Genomic DNA, 15,108 nt, shown 5'->3' with positions numbered 1-15,108 from the left:
ATATTTTTTACTACTTGTTGTCACCGTGATTATCATGGATGGTCCTTAATCACAGCAATTTGTTAATTATTTGAATAATTCAGGATAAGTTAGGAAAAAACAGTAAGGTAAAAACCACATAAGAAACGCCTGTAAATCCCTATATACCAAGGTTTATGCTGTAATTGTTTGACACTTATCCTTTTTTTCATTTGTTAACGAGACCCCGATCATATCGATATCAGCATAATACAATTCTATATCCCTTCTGGAGATAAAGTAATTAATTGTCCATCCATATTCGTCCCCAGCCTATTCATCGATTTTCTTTTTCTCTTTTAGCACACTTTCGATATCCTCAGCAGTTATTGTAGAAACATCTGCATCTATTCCTTGTTCCAATTGTTCAGATAATCGTAAAGCCTGTAATTGAACTGCTTCATCGATTAAATTAGTTGCAAATCGTCCATTTCCGTCTGTAGAAACAGTCGGCAGCATATTTTGCAGTAATTGGATTGCATCAGTTGATAATAAATAATCGTATTTACCCGCATATAACTGCATGATTTCAACTAATTCTGCTGCAGAATAATCTTCAAAATGGATAAACTTTTTAAACCTTGACGTTAATCCTGGATTGCTTTGTAATAGAGTATTTGTTTCATTCGGATATCCTGCGAGAATAACAACTAAATTCTCATTGTGCTTTGTCATTTCCATGACTAATGTATCAACGACCTCTTTACCAAAATCCTGACCGCCATTTCCTACTAAGGAATATGCTTCATCGATAAATAGCACCCCGCCAAGCGCTTCTCTTATTTTTTTTCTTGTCTTGATAGCTGATTGACCAACATAGCCGGCAACAAAGTCAGCTCTACTTGTAACAACTAAGTGACCTCTTTTTAATATTCCGCAATCCTTAAGAAACTGGGCGTATAATTTAGCAACAGTAGTTTTACCGGTACCTGGATTTCCCGTGAAGACAGCGTGCAATTGAATAGGCAGATTCTTTTTGGCTTTAGCCTGTCTTAATTGCTGCACTTTAACAAGCGCAATAATTTTTTTTATTTCCTCTTTTACTTTTGATAAACCAATCAATTCATTAAGCTCTTTTGCAGGATCAATTTGTTTGTCCTCTTCTTCACAAACAAAATCAGCTTCTTGCAATAGTGTATATTTAAATATTTCTTGTTCGTTTGCTTTTCGAGAGCCTTTGCTGAATATTGCATCCAGCACAATATTACGAACAGCTCGAGCATTTCCAAAGCTCTCATCAACTTGTTCTCTCTCAAGCCTTTTTAGCAATGCCTTTTTTCCGTCCTCTGTCATGACATAGTCATTCGCAGAAGCAATTCTTTCTCCAATCACCAATAATTCCGATGGTGTATAATCAGGCAAATGAATCATATTAGAAGCAGGAAACCGACTTCTTAAACCATGATTCCCGTCCAAAAATTGGCGCATTTCTTCAGGATATCCCGCTAAAATGACAGCAAATTTACCACCAAATTCTGAACCTGTCATTAAAGATACAAGAGTATCTATTGCTGTTTGGCCATAATCATTTCCAGACTGACCCTCTCTTTTTAGACTATAAGCTTCATCGATAAATAAGACACCGCCAACCGCTTGTTTTACAACAGAACGGACATTTTCCTCTGTTTGGCCCATAAAGCCGCCGATTAATTGAGAACGGTCAGTTTCCACTACTTCAGCGCTTGGCAGTACGCCTAATTCATGATAAATTTTTGCCATCAACCTTGCCAAAGTAGTTTTCCCAGTACCTGGATTTCCAGTAAAGATCATATTCAAGCTTAATTCATCTTGAATATTATAGCCTAGCTTTTTCCGAGATTTTTGATAATGTAAAAATTGATAAAAATCATGAACTCTTTTTTTTACAGCATCTAACCCAATCATTTGCTGCAGTTCTTCTAAAGAGGAAAGAGTCTTGTTGTCTTCCTCATCCTCTTCTACAAATAGGCTTGTCCATTCATCTTTTAATTCAGTCAGTTCTTCAATTAATTTTTTTACACTCTCATAATAAATCGATGTGTGAAAAACACCACTAATAGACTCTTCATACTCTTCAGCTGATTTTAATAACTGAGAAGTTTTCTCCATTACCTTTTGTAATAACTCTTCAATTGCTTCATATTTAGCAACAGCTCCCACATTTTCATATAGGGAGGCATTTTTTTTCTGATTTTGCAGATGGGCAGCTTCCTCATCCATCTGTTCTAAAAACGAGCGGCAATTATTAATATATTGCTCAGCGATTTTTCGTTTGGCGGTCCGATTATCCGTTTCGCGAATATTAGGAAAGACCAGTGAATCCAGTAAGCCGCTGAAATTTTTCCAATCGAATTGGGAAAGGTATTTTTGAGCTGTTTTATTCTCTTCATCCAGCTCAATCGCTTTATTTAGCCAGGCAACTGCGATCGTATCTTCTTGATTGATGTGCATTCTTGATAAGGCAGCAATCGTTAATAACTGAGAGATTTCTTTTCCATTCTCAGCCTCAGTTAATTTTTGTATTTCATTTAAAATTTTCTTTTCATCCTGTACAAATCCATGTTCTTCAAATTCCTTTTCTATCAGGAAAATTTCTGGATATTTTCTATTTGTAATTATTTTCTCGTTATTCAATACATTCACATCTCTTAATAAATTTAATTCCTTATTAATACTAACATATTCCTTCTTTTTCGTTAATGATTATGTACTTTTCACACTGTGTTAATCTAATAACCATTAATATATGCAGGCTGCAATATACTATCCCTGAAAATGTGTAACTCAATTATAAAAAACAAAAAAGCAATAGCCTCAATTAAAAAAGAAGCCATTGCTTTTTATTCTTCTTCCTTTATTCCATTGGAAGGATTTATTCGCCCTTTGTTTGTATTACTTGAGCATGTTGTCCTGATTTATCCTGCATTTGCTTTCCTTTGTTCCCGCCGAAGCTTCTAGATTTAGTTCCAATATGACTCGGTACAAAGTGTTTGCTGTCTTTTTTAGGATTACTCATCATATCATCTCCTTCTACCATAGTTTGTTCAAAAGAACAAGTAGAATTGATGGTAATTTCTACATTAACGAGCTTTTTTCAAATGCTTTCTTTCTAACCGTTCCTCAATTTTTTCAATCGCTTCTCTATCCTTTAGTAATTGCATTTTATTTTCTAATACAAGTTCCTGAAATGAACGTTTACGAGGTTTTCTCATCTTTATTCTCCTTTAATAAGTATTTTGTATTTCCATATTTCCCAAAAAATTAGATAATTATTACAATAAAAAGAAATAATCTTTAAATCTATTTGAAAAGTTTATTTTTTCAGAAAATAAACAAGGCGTGCACTCCTTTGTTACATTTGTAATTATAGTATATGTTATACCCGTTGTAAAGCGCTTACAATGTTAATTTTTTGTGAACTTTACTCTGTTAGTCTTTTGTCATTTCCATCATTTGTTGAAGTGTTAACATAGTGAAGCCCTTTTTAATAATAATTCCATCTTCATTAAGAAAAAACGTTGTGGGAATACTTAGAATGTCATACTGATTTGAAACCATATCGTTATTATCTATTAAGATCGGGAATGTTAAATTTCTTTCCTTCACAAACTGTCTAACTCCCTTTTCATTTCCACCATCCACATTCACCGCTAGAACAAACCAGTGATCTTGCTTTTTTTTAGAAAAAGTTTCTATATCAAGCATTTCTTTTTTACAAGGTGGACACCAAGTTGCCCAAAAATTTATCATGACTGATTTTCCTCTATAATCAGATAAGCGCACTGTCTTTCCATTTAAATCTTTCAGTTTAAAATCTGGTGCTTCCTCCCCAATATTTAAACCAGTGTTTGCTTCTACATTAGTGGACATAATAAAGAAAAAGCTAGAAAAAACCATGAATATAATAATAGTTGTTTTTAGTGACACTATGCCCTCCTCCTCTTATTTGATAAAGTATTTTTTCTAAATTCTATTGTAAACTTACTTATAGATTAACCAATTTATTTATATTTATTAGTTTGAGTGCGTAAAATTAGTTGAATTTATAACAGAAAGATGATTTGCACTCTAGTTATAGTGGCAGTTTTTTTCCCTTAGTAGCTGAGACACAAGAAACCCAACCAAATATAAACCCGAACAATCATATGTAGACCAATAAAAAAGACAGATCCATTCACCATGCGAACAGACCTGCCTCTTATCCTCTATTTCAATTGTTTGCTTTCCAAATCAGTACCATGTGTTAAAAAGATTATTTAAACAAGTAATTATAGCGCTTCAAAAGTCTCTGTTAAAACTGGTACGATTTGTTTTTTACGAGATACGACACCTTTTAATAATGCGCTATTATTTTCTAATGATACATTAAATGCCTTCTCTACTGTTTCTGCTTTATTGCCTAAAGCAACACCAACAGAATCGTTATTTAAAATATCCGTTACGACAAGCAAGAATAAATCTAATCCTTTTTTGTCGATGATTGCTTGAATAGACGTTTCTAATTCAGCTTGTTTGGAAATGACATCATTTGTATCAACTGCATTCACTTGTGCAATTTCTACTTTATATGTACCCATTGTAAATTCTTTTGCATCGATGCTTAGTAATTGTTCAACTGTTTTATCACTTAAATCAGCACCAGCTTTCAGCATGTCTAATCCGTACTGTTCTGCATTTACACCAGCAATTTCTGCTAATTCCTTGGCAGCTTGTACATCTTGGTCTGTGCAAGTTGGTGATTTAAATAATAAGGAATCAGAAATAATAGCTGAAAGCATTAATCCAGCAACTTCTTTCTTGATTTCTACATTATTTTCTTTATACATTTTATTTAATATAGTTGCCGTACAGCCCACTGGTTCCGCTCGGTAATATAAAGGATCACTTGTCTCGAAATTAGCGATACGATGGTGATCAATTACCTCTAAAATCGTTACATCTTTAATGTCTTCCACACTTTGCTGGAATTCATTATGGTCTACCAAGATAACTGAATTAGCTTCTGAAGCTGCCTTTTCAATAAAACGAGGAGCTTCTGTTTTAAAATAATCTAATGCAAACTTTGTTTCTCCACTAACGTCACCAAGACGAACAGCTTCTGCTTCTACTCCAAGTGCCTTTTTTAATTCTGCATACGCAATCGCAGAACAAATAGTATCCGTATCCGGATTTTTATGACCAAATATCAATACTTTTTCCATTTAGCAAATCTCCTTATTACAATAATCTGATGACGTATCCATTCTGTTTCATACATCCTTCTTTATTTTATCATAACTTACCGGAATTTAAAGAAAAGAACATAAAAAAGAATAGGCAATTCCCCTATAGACATTATGAATATTACCCTTAATGCTTGAATAAAAAGAAAAACTGCAAATCAACAACCCGAAAAGGAGGTTATTTGCAGTTTTGGAATCTTCTATTTAACTTGTAAATTAGAATTTATATTGATAGTTTTCAATTTCCCAAGTATGGATTGTTGTTCGGTAGCTATCCCACTCTTCTTTCTTAGCAGCAACATACTCAGTGAATACATGCTCTCCAAGTGTTTTAAGACCAATTTCTCCTGCTTCGAGTTCAGCAATTGCAGCTTCTAATCCACCAGGTAAACTGTCAATTCCAAGTTCTTCACGACGCTCATCTGTCATATGGAAGATATCTTCGTTAATTGGTGCTGGTGCTCTTAAACCTCTTTCCACTCCATCTAAACCTGCTGCAGCAATAACAGCAAATGTTAAATATGGATTAGATGATGGGTCTGGACAACGAAGCTCCACACGAGTAGCCATTCCGCGTTTTGCAGGAATACGAATTAAAGCAGAACGATTAGAGGCAGACCATGCTAAGTAGCAAGGTGCTTCATATCCTGGTACTAAACGCTTATAAGAGTTTACTAGTGGATTGGTAACAGCTACGAAACTCTTAACATTTTCTAAAACACCTGCAATAAATGAATAAGCTGTTTCAGATAATTCTAAATCATCGTTCGCATCATAGAAGCAATTTTCTCCATCTTTAAAGAATGACATATTAACATGCATTCCTGAACCATTAATTCCGAATACTGGTTTTGGCATAAACGTTGCGTGTAAACCATATTGAGAAGCGATTGTTTTCACAACCCATTTATATGTTGTCGCCAAGTCAGCTGCAGTTAATGCATCTGCATATTTGAAGTTAATCTCATGTTGACCTTCTGCTACTTCATGGTGAAGTGCTTCGATAGTGAAGCCCATTGCTCTTAATGTTTTGAAAATTTCAACACGGACTTTTTCTCCTAAATCCTTTGGTGATGGTTCAAAATAGCCGCCTCTATCCCCTAATTCTGTAGTTGGATATCCATTTTCGTCGGTTGCAAATAGGAAGAATTCTAACTCTGGTCCGACAGAAATACTATATCCATTTTCAGCAGCACGCTCCACTGTTTTCTTCAGAACATTACGAGTATCACCTTCAAATAAAGAACCATCAGGATTTGTTACAGAACAAAGGAACCGTGCTTCTGAATATCCTTCTGTTTCAGTCCAAGGCAAAACTGCAAATGTGTTTAAGTCTGGTAATAAATAAGAATCTGATTTGTTAATAGGAGAAAATCCTTTAATGGATGAACCGTCAATCATGATTTTTCCTTCTACAGCATCATCTAATTGTTGAGCAGTAATTGTAATATTTTTTAAAATGCCCTCAATATCCACAAATTGTAGATGTAATAATTCTACATTTTTTTCTTTTACAATACTTTCAATTTTCTCTAATGTAATTCCACTCATGTTAACTTACCTCACAATTCATGTTCTATTATCTAACTTGATTTCATTATAAGAAAAAAAATCTGTTAAAACAATGTTTTTTTTAAATTTTTTAAAAATTTTATTAGGTAGCGTTTACATTTATTTCTTTGTGAATTTTCCTTTTTTCACATATATCATGTTAGATAGTTGCTGTAATTTTTGTCGAATGATGGTCTAATGTAAGATTATTGACCGAAACAGATATTTGCCAATATGGATAGCGATAAGAGAAACTTATTATAAAAATAACAAAATTCCGAATATTCGTTATTTAACTATGTTTTTATCAATCTATCTCTTGTTTTCTCTTATTTTTAGGCATTTTTAATATTTCCCATCACGAAATAAATAGCTTATATTCATAAATAAAGCTTTTAATTAATTTTTGGACGGTGATATGCATGCAATTATTAAAACCTTTTTCCTATAGTAGAAGATTTCCTAACATCGAGGTAATTGGTTCCGCCTTTGTGGGTAATCAGGATAATCTGATCCCCTTATCATTTGGATTTCCGGCACCTGAATCACTTCCGGTTGATAAAATGACCGCTGCTACAGAAGCTGCCATGCAAACACAAGGAAGATATGCATTAGCTTATAGTGGTGGAGCAGGAGTGAATGATATAATTAACTGGATTAAAGAAAGATCAAAGTTACGCGAGATAAAAGCCAAGGAGAATGAAATACTTGTAACTGCAGGCAGTTCACAGGCAATAGATTTAGTCACAAGAACCTTAACCGACCCTGGTGATGAAATATGGGTAGAAGCACCTACATTCTTCGGCGCACTGAAAACATTTCAGTTGGCAGAAACGAAATTAACTTCTTTCCCTATTGATGAAAATGGCTTAAGAGTCGATTTAGTGGAACAGGAATTAAGCGAAAGAGTTAAAAATAATTTACCACTCCCTAAATTAATGTATGTTATACCGAATTTTCAAAATCCCGGAGGAGTTAATCTATCAGTAGACAGAAGAAAACGCCTTGCCGAATTAGCATACGAGTATAATTTCTTTATTATCGAAGATGATGCCTATGTTGAGCTTTCTTTTGATGGAACATTTTCTCCAGCTATTTATTCGTACGGGCCAGAGAGAGTTGTTTACTTAAGTACTTTTTCCAAAATAATCGCCCCTGGTTTACGACTCGGCTGGGCTATTGGCTTAACGGAAATCATCGAAAAGATGCGGATTTTAAAAATCGATGGGTTAACAAGCGTTTATGTTCAAGAGGTAACAAAAAATTTACTTGATCAAATCGATATGGATGAACATATTAGCTATTTAAATTCCCTTTATTTATCGCGTAAAAATGCTATGGTTTCAGCGATAAAACAATATTTTGGTAATGATGTTACCTTTCATGAAGCAAATGGCGGATTTTTCCTTTGGATTACCTTCCCTTGCCATATTGATACAAGTGAATTTATTGATGCTGCAGCATCAGCCGGAGTTTCCTATATCGCTGGTAAGCATTTCTTCTTAAAAGATGAAGGATATAATCATATGCGATTAAGCTTTACATTCTGTCAGGAGGACATCATTGAAGAAGCCATTAAACGACTCGCAAACATTTATTATGAGTATGTAAATAGCAAACAAATAATTGAGGGAGTAAATTAATGATTAAAAGGAAATTAATTCCGAAAATTTATATCCGGAGAACTATTCCACAAAAGTATTTAGATAAAATAAAATCCACTGGAGGAGAATATATAGTAGATCCATGGCAATATGGGGAGCCCGAACCGCCAATAAGCCAAGATATTAGTGATTGCAATATTGTCTTGACTTTGGGATTAACAGATTCATTAGCCATCACTAAACAAGCGCCCTATCTTAAATGGGTGCAGTCTTTAAGTGTTGGCTTAGATGCAATTTTAACAGAGGAAATCAAAAAGAATGATATCGTCATTACGAATACAAAGGGATGTACTTCTGTTCCTATAGCAGAGCATACAATTGCAATGATGACTAGTTTAGCGAGGGGAATTTCTTATATGATTCGGAATCAGTTAAATCGAAGGTGGACATCTACCCCTATAACTGATCTTTCAGGGGCAACCGTTGCGATTATTGGTTATGGGGAGATTGGCAAGCAAATCGCAAAACGTGCTAAAGCACTTGATATGTTTGTGATCGGCTGCAAAAAAAGACCGTCCATACATGCAACTGACGATCCTGCCGATAAAATTGTTGGGCTTGATCAGCTAGAATCAGTGATGGCAGAAGCTGATTTTTTAATTCTAGCTTTACCTTCAACGCCAGAAACGTACCATCTTATTAATAAAGAAAAATTAGAAAGCATGAAAAAAACTAGTTTTTTAATTAATATCGGAAGAGGAAATACAATTGTGGAAGAAGAGCTCATTAATCACTTAAAAGAAAAGAAAATTGCAGGTGCAGCTCTTGATGTCTTCGAAACAGAACCTTTACCACCGCAACATCCTATTTGGCAACTGGAGAATCTGATTATATCACCACATAATGCATATTTTTCTCCCAATACTCTTGAGCGCTACATGGATTTATTCTTGGAAAATATCGAGCGCTTCAAAGAAGGCAAAGAACTTTTGAACGTCGTCGATAAAGAATTAGGTTATTAAAAAATAAGGAAATACAATTACTGCCGATAAACATTTGTTTACCGGCAGATTTAACCAAATATCTTATATTATACTGTTTCAAAGCCCTCTTTTTTCCAAGCGGTAGTTCCACCCTCAATGAAGACTACATCTGTGAAGCCCATTTGCTTTAATAGGTAGGCACCAAGTGACGCTTGTCCTCCAAGACCACATGTAACAATAACTGGACGGTTGCGATCCGCTAATTCTGGATCTCTCAATTCTTCTGGTAATTCCAAATCTGCGCGAATTGGCAGCATTCCTAAAGAGATGTTAACGGAACTAGGAATTAAACCACAAGCACCGGCATCTGCAGCATCTTGAACATCAATTATGTAAGTATTAGGATTTTCTTCGATTTTCTTTTTCGCCTCAACGGAAGAAATACCTTGAACATTTTTTCTAGCCTCTTCTACCATTTTTCCAAAAGTTAATGCCATATCTTCATCACTCCTTTATTATCTAACATATACATAGTAACAAAGTTTATTCTAAATTACTAATGAATCGTTTTCCATACCTTTAGGAGAAAAATCGAGACATTATAATGGTAGAATAATATTCTCCGTTAGTTAATCGTTTATCTTTTTTTAAGACTCCTTCTATTTCAAAGCCAAATCGTTTATATAGTTTAATCGCTTTTTCATTTAATTCTATAACCGATAATGTCATTTTTGTAATATCATTTTCCGCTCCCCAATTTATGGAAGCTTCTAATAAATGGCTACCTATTTGAAATCCCCAATATTCCTTTAAGACAGCAATACCGAATTCCACTTTATGCTTAAGACGCCGCAAGTTAGAACCCTCACAGCGAGAAAAGCCAATAATTTGCCCATCTTCTCTCTCTGCAATTAAAAACAAATGATTTGGCTCTTCGCAATCTGAGCGGATTAAGTGTATAAATTCTTTTTCAGTAAGTACTCCCTCTCCAGGTTCGCGATCTAGAAAAGTTGTTTCTCCATCTATCTGTAACCTAACACTAGCAAGCTGTTCTGCATCACTTTCCTCCGCACTTCTTATTATATAAGGAAGCTTATTCACATCATAGCGTACAGGAATTATTTTCATAAAATAGCTTTCTCCTTAAGTTATAGTTTTTGATTAAGTAAAATGGACTATTAGAGAGAATGACAAAAACTCTCTCTATAAAGAGACTTTTTTACTAACTTGTGAGCAAAGAAATTTACCCAAAGATTAGAAAAATAATGTCAACATTAAATAGAGAGAGTTTTTCTCTTAATCTATTAGTTTTTTAATTTATCACGTAATACCATTGGTAAAATACCACCATGGCGATAATAATCAATCTCTACTTCTGAATCGAAACGTACTAATGCTTCAAATGTGATTTTCTTACCATCTTCCGTAGTAGCTGTAACTTCTAGGAAATCACGTGGTTTAACTGTTTCATCTACATAAACATTGAATGTTTCTTTTCCAGTTAATCCTAAGCTTTCCGCATTCTCGCCTTCTTTAAACTGTAATGGAAGTACTCCCATTAACACTAAGTTAGAACGATGAATTCTTTCGAAGCTTTCTGCGATAACCGTCTTAATGCCTAACAGATTTGTTCCTTTTGCAGCCCAGTCACGAGATGATCCCATTCCGTAATCTTTTCCTGCAATAACCATTAAGCCAGTTCCTTCGTCTTTATACTTCATACATGCATCATAAATGGAGGTAACTTCCCCAGTTGGCCAGTGCGTAGTGAAACCACCCTCTGTACCTGGAGCAATTTGGTTACGAATACGGATATTCGCAAATGTCCCTCTCATCATTACTTCGTGGTTACCACGACGAGAGCCATATGAGTTGAAATCACGTGGCTGTACACCATTATCTTTTAGGTACTTACCTGCAGGAGTATTTACACCAATGGCACCAGCTGGAGAAATATGGTCAGTCGTTACAGAATCACCGAATTTCCCTACAACTCTTAAGCCTTTTAATGGTAATACTTGCTCTGGATCAGGTTTTAAGCCCTCGAAGAATGGCGGGTTTTGAATATAAGTAGAAGTATCATCAAAGCTATATAAAGAATCGCTGCTTGTTTGAATTTCATTCCAGCGTTCGTTATCATCAAATACTCTTTCATATTCTTTATTAAATAGTTCAGGTGTAACTGTACGATGAACTACTTCATTTACTTCTTCTGTAGATGGCCAAATATCCTTGAAGAATACATCATTACCATCCTTATCTTTTCCAATTGGTTCTTTTTGCAAGTCAATATCAACAGTACCAGCAAGAGCATATGCAACAACTAATGGCGGTGAAGCTAAATAGTTTGCTTTTACTAGTGGGTGGATACGTCCTTCAAAGTTACGATTACCAGATAGCACACTTGTTACAAGTAAATCAGAATCCGCAATAGCCTTCTCGATTTCCTCGCGAAGCGGACCAGAGTTACCAATACATGTAGTACATCCATATCCTACAAGGTTGAAACCAATTTGTTCTAAATAAGGAAGAAGACCAGAATCTCTTAAATAGCCAGTAACTACCTTTGAACCTGGTGCTAGAGATGTTTTCACAAACTTCGGTACTTCCATTCCTTTTTCGACTGCTTTTTTCGCAACTAAGCCTGCACCAACTAATACATATGGATTCGATGTATTTGTACAGCTTGTAATTGCGGCGATAGCAACAGAACCTGTTTTCATTGTAGTAGAATCCCCATTTGCAAAGTTCACTACTACTTCTTTATCAAATTCGTCTGCTTTTAAGCCAAACCCTTGGTTTCCTTCTGGAGCTGTTACAGACGCATTGAATACCTCTTTCAATTTAGAAAGTGGAATTAAATCTTGAGGACGCTTTGGACCAGAAAGATTTGGCTCAATTTCTGCTAAGTCAATTTCTACAACATCCGTATAAACCGGTTCTAAGTTTGGATCAAAGAATAAACCGTTTTCCTTACAGTAAGCTTCAACCACATTAATTTGCTCTTCAGAACGCCCAGTTAGTCTCATATAAGCTAAAGATTCATTATCAACTGGGAAGAAACCGCATGTTGCTCCATATTCTGGTGCCATATTCGCAATAGTTGCCCGATCAGCAAGTGGTAATTGCGGCACACCAGGTCCGTAGAATTCAACAAACTTTCCAACTACTCCTTTTGCACGAAGTACTTGCGTTACCTTTAAGGCTAAGTCTGTTGCAGTAGAGCCATTTGGCATTTCGCCAACAAGTTTTACCCCTACAACTTCTGGAACTGGAAAATAAGAAGGTTGTCCTAACATACCTGCTTCCGCTTCGATACCACCAACACCCCAGCCAAGAACACCGATACCATTAATCATCGTTGTATGAGAATCAGTACCTACTAATGTATCAGGGAATGTTTCATACTCGCCTTCAGCTGTTTCATTTACATGTACTACATTTGCTAAATATTCTAAATTCACTTGGTGAACAATACCAGTTGCAGGCGGAACAGCACGATAGTTATCAAATGCCTTTTGCGCCCAGCTTAAAAATTGATATCTTTCTGCATTTCTTTCAAATTCTAATTCCATATTTGCTTTTAATGCATCCGGAGTTCCATATTTATCAACCTGAACACTATGGTCGATAACTAAATCAACTGGTTTCTCTGGATTAATCTTACTAGGATCTCCCCCTAGGTCAGCCATTGCTTTACGTAAAGATGCAAGGTCAACCACCGCTGGAACTCCTGTGAAATCCTGGAGGATTACCCTCGAAGGTTTGAATGGAACATCAATTTCCTTTACCTCATCTGTTCCCCATTTTGCGAGGTTTTCTACATGCTCTTGTTTAATAACAAAATCATCCATTTGTCGCAAAACTGATTCTAGTAATACCTTGATAGAGTACGGTAATTTCGATACTTTACCGATCCCAGCTTTTTCTAATGCTGCTAATTGATAGTAGTGATAACGCTTCCCACCCACTTCAAACGTTTGGCGGGCATTATAAAAATCTTTTGCCATATGTATTACCCCCTCATTGTAATCATATACCAAAAATAGAAAAATAGTCGAACAATTTGATCTCTATTATCTATTTACCATTTATAATTTTAATACAAGGATTGTCATAAGTAAATAATAAGAAAGTTATCAAATACGATAAGTTTATCTTATGGTATTTTTTTCATAGCAAAAAAGTAGACCATCGAAAAAGCTGCAAACTTTCTGATGGTCTACCTTTTTAAATTTCATTTACTTCATCCACAATGCTTTTTAAGTCTCTTTGAAAGCTTTCTAATTGCTGTCTTTGATGCTCAGATGCTACTTCTAGAGCATTCTCTATTTGTTGATAGGTCTCATTAATTTCTTGTTTTAGATGCTTTAGCTGATGTCCATAGTTTGCAGAATCTTTTACGATATCTTGATAAAGATTTTGTGTTTCAAGTAAATTCCGTTGAGCATCTTGAAAAGCTTCTTGTTTATTACTATGATAAGGCATATTCCTATCCTCCTGCTAGTTATATTCGTGGTGCTTACCAATAAGTTGTGCAGTGAATCGTGAAAATATGCGGTATAAATATGTGTATAAAAAAACATCCTATAAAGGATAGTGATGCATTACCTCTTCATGATAATAGAAAGGAGAGAAAAAAAGTGAACAAAAATGACAGCAAAGATATGCACAGAAATGCTCCTAAAGGAAATCAATCTGGTCAGCCAGAGCCACTTAGCGGGAGCAAAAAGGTGAAGAACCGTAACCATTCTAGACAAAAACATAATAATCATCACGATATGTAAGAAAAGTACACTAATTCACTCTACAACATTCTAGTTAACAAAGTAGGTTATTTTAAAAGGTTTTTCAAGTATTTACCCTAATTGATGTATATGTGTGGTCAAATGTGTGGTCAATATGCGGCCACTCATTTGGCCTTTTTAATTAAATAGCCTAACCAACATCAGTCAATAAGGATAAAAATAATGGTAATAAATTTACAAGAACTATCCTAAACTACAATACATCATTAGTCTCTAACCTATTTCTTTTTGGTCGATCATAATCATTAATGTATACTGTTCTTTCAGCAGAAGCAATATTTCAAAGTCCGTTTTTTATCCCTCCTTTTTTTTATTTAAGCAGATATTCCTGATAGTTCATGAAATAGACAAAAAACATCCAAAAAAAATAAAACCCTGCCATTGGCAAGATTTTATTTATATTAGTTATTTAAAGATTGTACATCATACGAATTTTTTCTATTTGCTTAAGTTCATAGTCATACTTTACAAGGTTTAATTCATAAACTAAGATATTAAAAAATTCTTCAGCTCTTTTTAAGACCTCTTGAATAAAAGTTTTATAACCAACAATAAAACCTTTATTTTCAATTTTAAAATCTAACTTGCTTTTATCATTCTTGTAAATGTCCAAGGTGACGTTGATAGGTTGGCTAGGAAAATAAAATTCAGATTTTTCTTCCTCTACTAACTCTTCTATAGAGTTTAACAAATATGCCCATAAAGTAGGTAAGTCATCCCAGTTACTAACCTCAGAAATTATTCTGTAATTATAAGTAATAATTATGCCGCCATCTAATGTAAGTATTCCATCCTCTACTTTCATTTGACTTTTGATATAATTTATAAAATTTTTCTGATCGTCTAATTTTACAATGTATTTTTCTTCATTACTAACTAAATCTTGAAGGTCCGTAACAACTTTTTTTAAAATAAATGAGATTATTAATAATTTTTCCATGTT

At 34.6% G+C, this 15,108-nt stretch carries 14 protein-coding genes; 3 read left to right on the top strand and 11 right to left on the bottom strand.

The features are described 5' to 3' along the window. Nucleotides 1-291: 291 nt before the first annotated feature. The 6 genes from NSQ92_RS09090 to glnA form a co-directional block, all read right to left on the bottom strand. Nucleotides 292-2,631, bottom strand: a complete 2,340-nt coding sequence (locus NSQ92_RS09090) for an AAA family ATPase (RefSeq protein ID WP_341152593.1) — start codon at nucleotides 2,629-2,631, stop codon at nucleotides 292-294. Between the two features lie 238 nt (nucleotides 2,632-2,869). Then, nucleotides 2,870-3,013: an acid-soluble spore protein N gene (locus tag NSQ92_RS09085; protein ID WP_016205356.1), complete on the bottom strand. Its 144-nt coding sequence runs from the start codon at nucleotides 3,011-3,013 to the stop codon at nucleotides 2,870-2,872. A gap of 64 nt (nucleotides 3,014-3,077) precedes the next feature. Further along, nucleotides 3,078-3,209, bottom strand: coding sequence for an FbpB family small basic protein (locus NSQ92_RS09080; protein ID WP_031540139.1), 132 nt, complete (start codon nucleotides 3,207-3,209; stop codon nucleotides 3,078-3,080). A gap of 217 nt (nucleotides 3,210-3,426) precedes the next feature. Further along, a complete protein-coding gene (locus tag NSQ92_RS09075; RefSeq protein ID WP_341152592.1) occupies nucleotides 3,427-3,924 on the bottom strand; it encodes a redoxin domain-containing protein in 498 nt (165 codons plus the stop codon). Nucleotides 3,925-4,265: 341 nt separating this feature from the next. Beyond that, nucleotides 4,266-5,198, bottom strand: a complete 933-nt coding sequence (locus NSQ92_RS09070) for a manganese-dependent inorganic pyrophosphatase (protein WP_047943514.1) — start codon at nucleotides 5,196-5,198, stop codon at nucleotides 4,266-4,268. A 237-nt stretch (nucleotides 5,199-5,435) separates the two neighbouring features. Beyond that, nucleotides 5,436-6,770 (bottom strand): type I glutamate--ammonia ligase, encoded by a 1,335-nt coding sequence (gene glnA / locus NSQ92_RS09065; RefSeq protein ID WP_341152591.1) that lies wholly within the window; start codon nucleotides 6,768-6,770, stop codon nucleotides 5,436-5,438. A 422-nt stretch (nucleotides 6,771-7,192) separates the two neighbouring features. Here glnA and NSQ92_RS09060 point away from each other — a divergent pair, with 422 nt between their 5' ends. Both NSQ92_RS09060 and NSQ92_RS09055 read left to right on the top strand, forming a co-directional pair. After that, nucleotides 7,193-8,413: an aminotransferase-like domain-containing protein gene (locus NSQ92_RS09060; protein ID WP_341151360.1), complete on the top strand. Its 1,221-nt coding sequence runs from the start codon at nucleotides 7,193-7,195 to the stop codon at nucleotides 8,411-8,413. Further along, nucleotides 8,413-9,396 (top strand): D-2-hydroxyacid dehydrogenase, encoded by a 984-nt coding sequence (locus tag NSQ92_RS09055; RefSeq protein WP_341152590.1) that lies wholly within the window; start codon nucleotides 8,413-8,415, stop codon nucleotides 9,394-9,396. The genes NSQ92_RS09060 and NSQ92_RS09055 overlap by 1 nt, the downstream gene beginning before the upstream one ends. Nucleotides 9,397-9,464: 68 nt before the next feature. On the opposite strand, the gene NSQ92_RS09050 is transcribed toward NSQ92_RS09055, so the two are convergent. The 4 genes from NSQ92_RS09050 to NSQ92_RS09035 all read right to left on the bottom strand — a co-directional run bounded on the left by NSQ92_RS09050 (nucleotide 9,465) and on the right by NSQ92_RS09035 (nucleotide 13,845). Continuing rightward, nucleotides 9,465-9,854, bottom strand: a complete 390-nt coding sequence (locus tag NSQ92_RS09050) for a rhodanese-like domain-containing protein (protein WP_047943510.1) — start codon at nucleotides 9,852-9,854, stop codon at nucleotides 9,465-9,467. Nucleotides 9,855-9,936: 82 nt separating this feature from the next. After that, the gene (locus NSQ92_RS09045) at nucleotides 9,937-10,485 is read right to left on the bottom strand and encodes a GNAT family N-acetyltransferase (protein ID WP_341152589.1); all 549 of its coding nucleotides are present in this window, start codon (nucleotides 10,483-10,485) and stop codon (nucleotides 9,937-9,939) included. A gap of 176 nt (nucleotides 10,486-10,661) precedes the next feature. Then, on the bottom strand, nucleotides 10,662-13,367 hold the full coding sequence (gene acnA / locus NSQ92_RS09040) for an aconitate hydratase AcnA (protein WP_061798917.1): 2,706 nt from the start codon (nucleotides 13,365-13,367) through the stop codon (nucleotides 10,662-10,664). A 220-nt stretch (nucleotides 13,368-13,587) separates the two neighbouring features. Next, a complete protein-coding gene (locus NSQ92_RS09035) occupies nucleotides 13,588-13,845 on the bottom strand; it encodes a hypothetical protein (RefSeq protein ID WP_047943508.1) in 258 nt (85 codons plus the stop codon). Nucleotides 13,846-14,000: 155 nt separating this feature from the next. On the opposite strand from NSQ92_RS09035, the gene NSQ92_RS09030 reads away from it, so the two are divergent. Next, on the top strand, nucleotides 14,001-14,144 hold the full coding sequence (locus NSQ92_RS09030) for a small acid-soluble spore protein P (RefSeq protein ID WP_082138385.1): 144 nt from the start codon (nucleotides 14,001-14,003) through the stop codon (nucleotides 14,142-14,144). A 430-nt stretch (nucleotides 14,145-14,574) separates the two neighbouring features. Here NSQ92_RS09030 and NSQ92_RS09025 read toward each other — a convergent pair whose 3' ends face one another. Further along, nucleotides 14,575-15,105, bottom strand: a complete 531-nt coding sequence (locus tag NSQ92_RS09025) for a hypothetical protein (protein ID WP_341151358.1) — start codon at nucleotides 15,103-15,105, stop codon at nucleotides 14,575-14,577. Nucleotides 15,106-15,108: the final 3 nt, after the last annotated feature.

This window comes from Niallia sp. FSL M8-0099 (assembly GCF_038006945.1).
GTDB classification, from domain to species: Bacteria; Bacillota; Bacilli; order Bacillales; family Cytobacillaceae; genus Niallia; species Niallia circulans.
Note: the sequence above shows the minus strand (reverse complement) of the source record. Positions and strands in the feature narration are given on the sequence as shown.

Bases quoted from the DNA above. Each gene is read 5' to 3' on its own strand.
- NSQ92_RS09035 (WP_047943508.1), bottom strand. From the start codon at position 13,845: ATGCCTTATCATAGTAATAAACAAGAAGCTTTTCAAGATGCTCAACGG.
- NSQ92_RS09045 (WP_341152589.1), bottom strand. From the start codon at position 10,485: ATGAAAATAATTCCTGTACGCTATGATGTGAATAAGCTTCCTTATATA.
- NSQ92_RS09050 (WP_047943510.1), bottom strand. From the start codon at position 9,854: ATGGCATTAACTTTTGGAAAAATGGTAGAAGAGGCTAGAAAAAATGTT.
- NSQ92_RS09070 (WP_047943514.1), bottom strand. From the start codon at position 5,198: ATGGAAAAAGTATTGATATTTGGTCATAAAAATCCGGATACGGATACT.
- NSQ92_RS09060 (WP_341151360.1), top strand. From the start codon at position 7,193: ATGCAATTATTAAAACCTTTTTCCTATAGTAGAAGATTTCCTAACATC.
- NSQ92_RS09085 (WP_016205356.1), bottom strand. From the start codon at position 3,013: ATGAGTAATCCTAAAAAAGACAGCAAACACTTTGTACCGAGTCATATT.
- acnA (WP_061798917.1), bottom strand. From the start codon at position 13,367: ATGGCAAAAGATTTTTATAATGCCCGCCAAACGTTTGAAGTGGGTGGG.
- NSQ92_RS09055 (WP_341152590.1), top strand. From the start codon at position 8,413: ATGATTAAAAGGAAATTAATTCCGAAAATTTATATCCGGAGAACTATT.
- glnA (WP_341152591.1), bottom strand. From the start codon at position 6,770: ATGAGTGGAATTACATTAGAGAAAATTGAAAGTATTGTAAAAGAAAAA.
- NSQ92_RS09080 (WP_031540139.1), bottom strand. From the start codon at position 3,209: ATGAGAAAACCTCGTAAACGTTCATTTCAGGAACTTGTATTAGAAAAT.
- NSQ92_RS09025 (WP_341151358.1), bottom strand. From the start codon at position 15,105: ATGGAAAAATTATTAATAATCTCATTTATTTTAAAAAAAGTTGTTACG.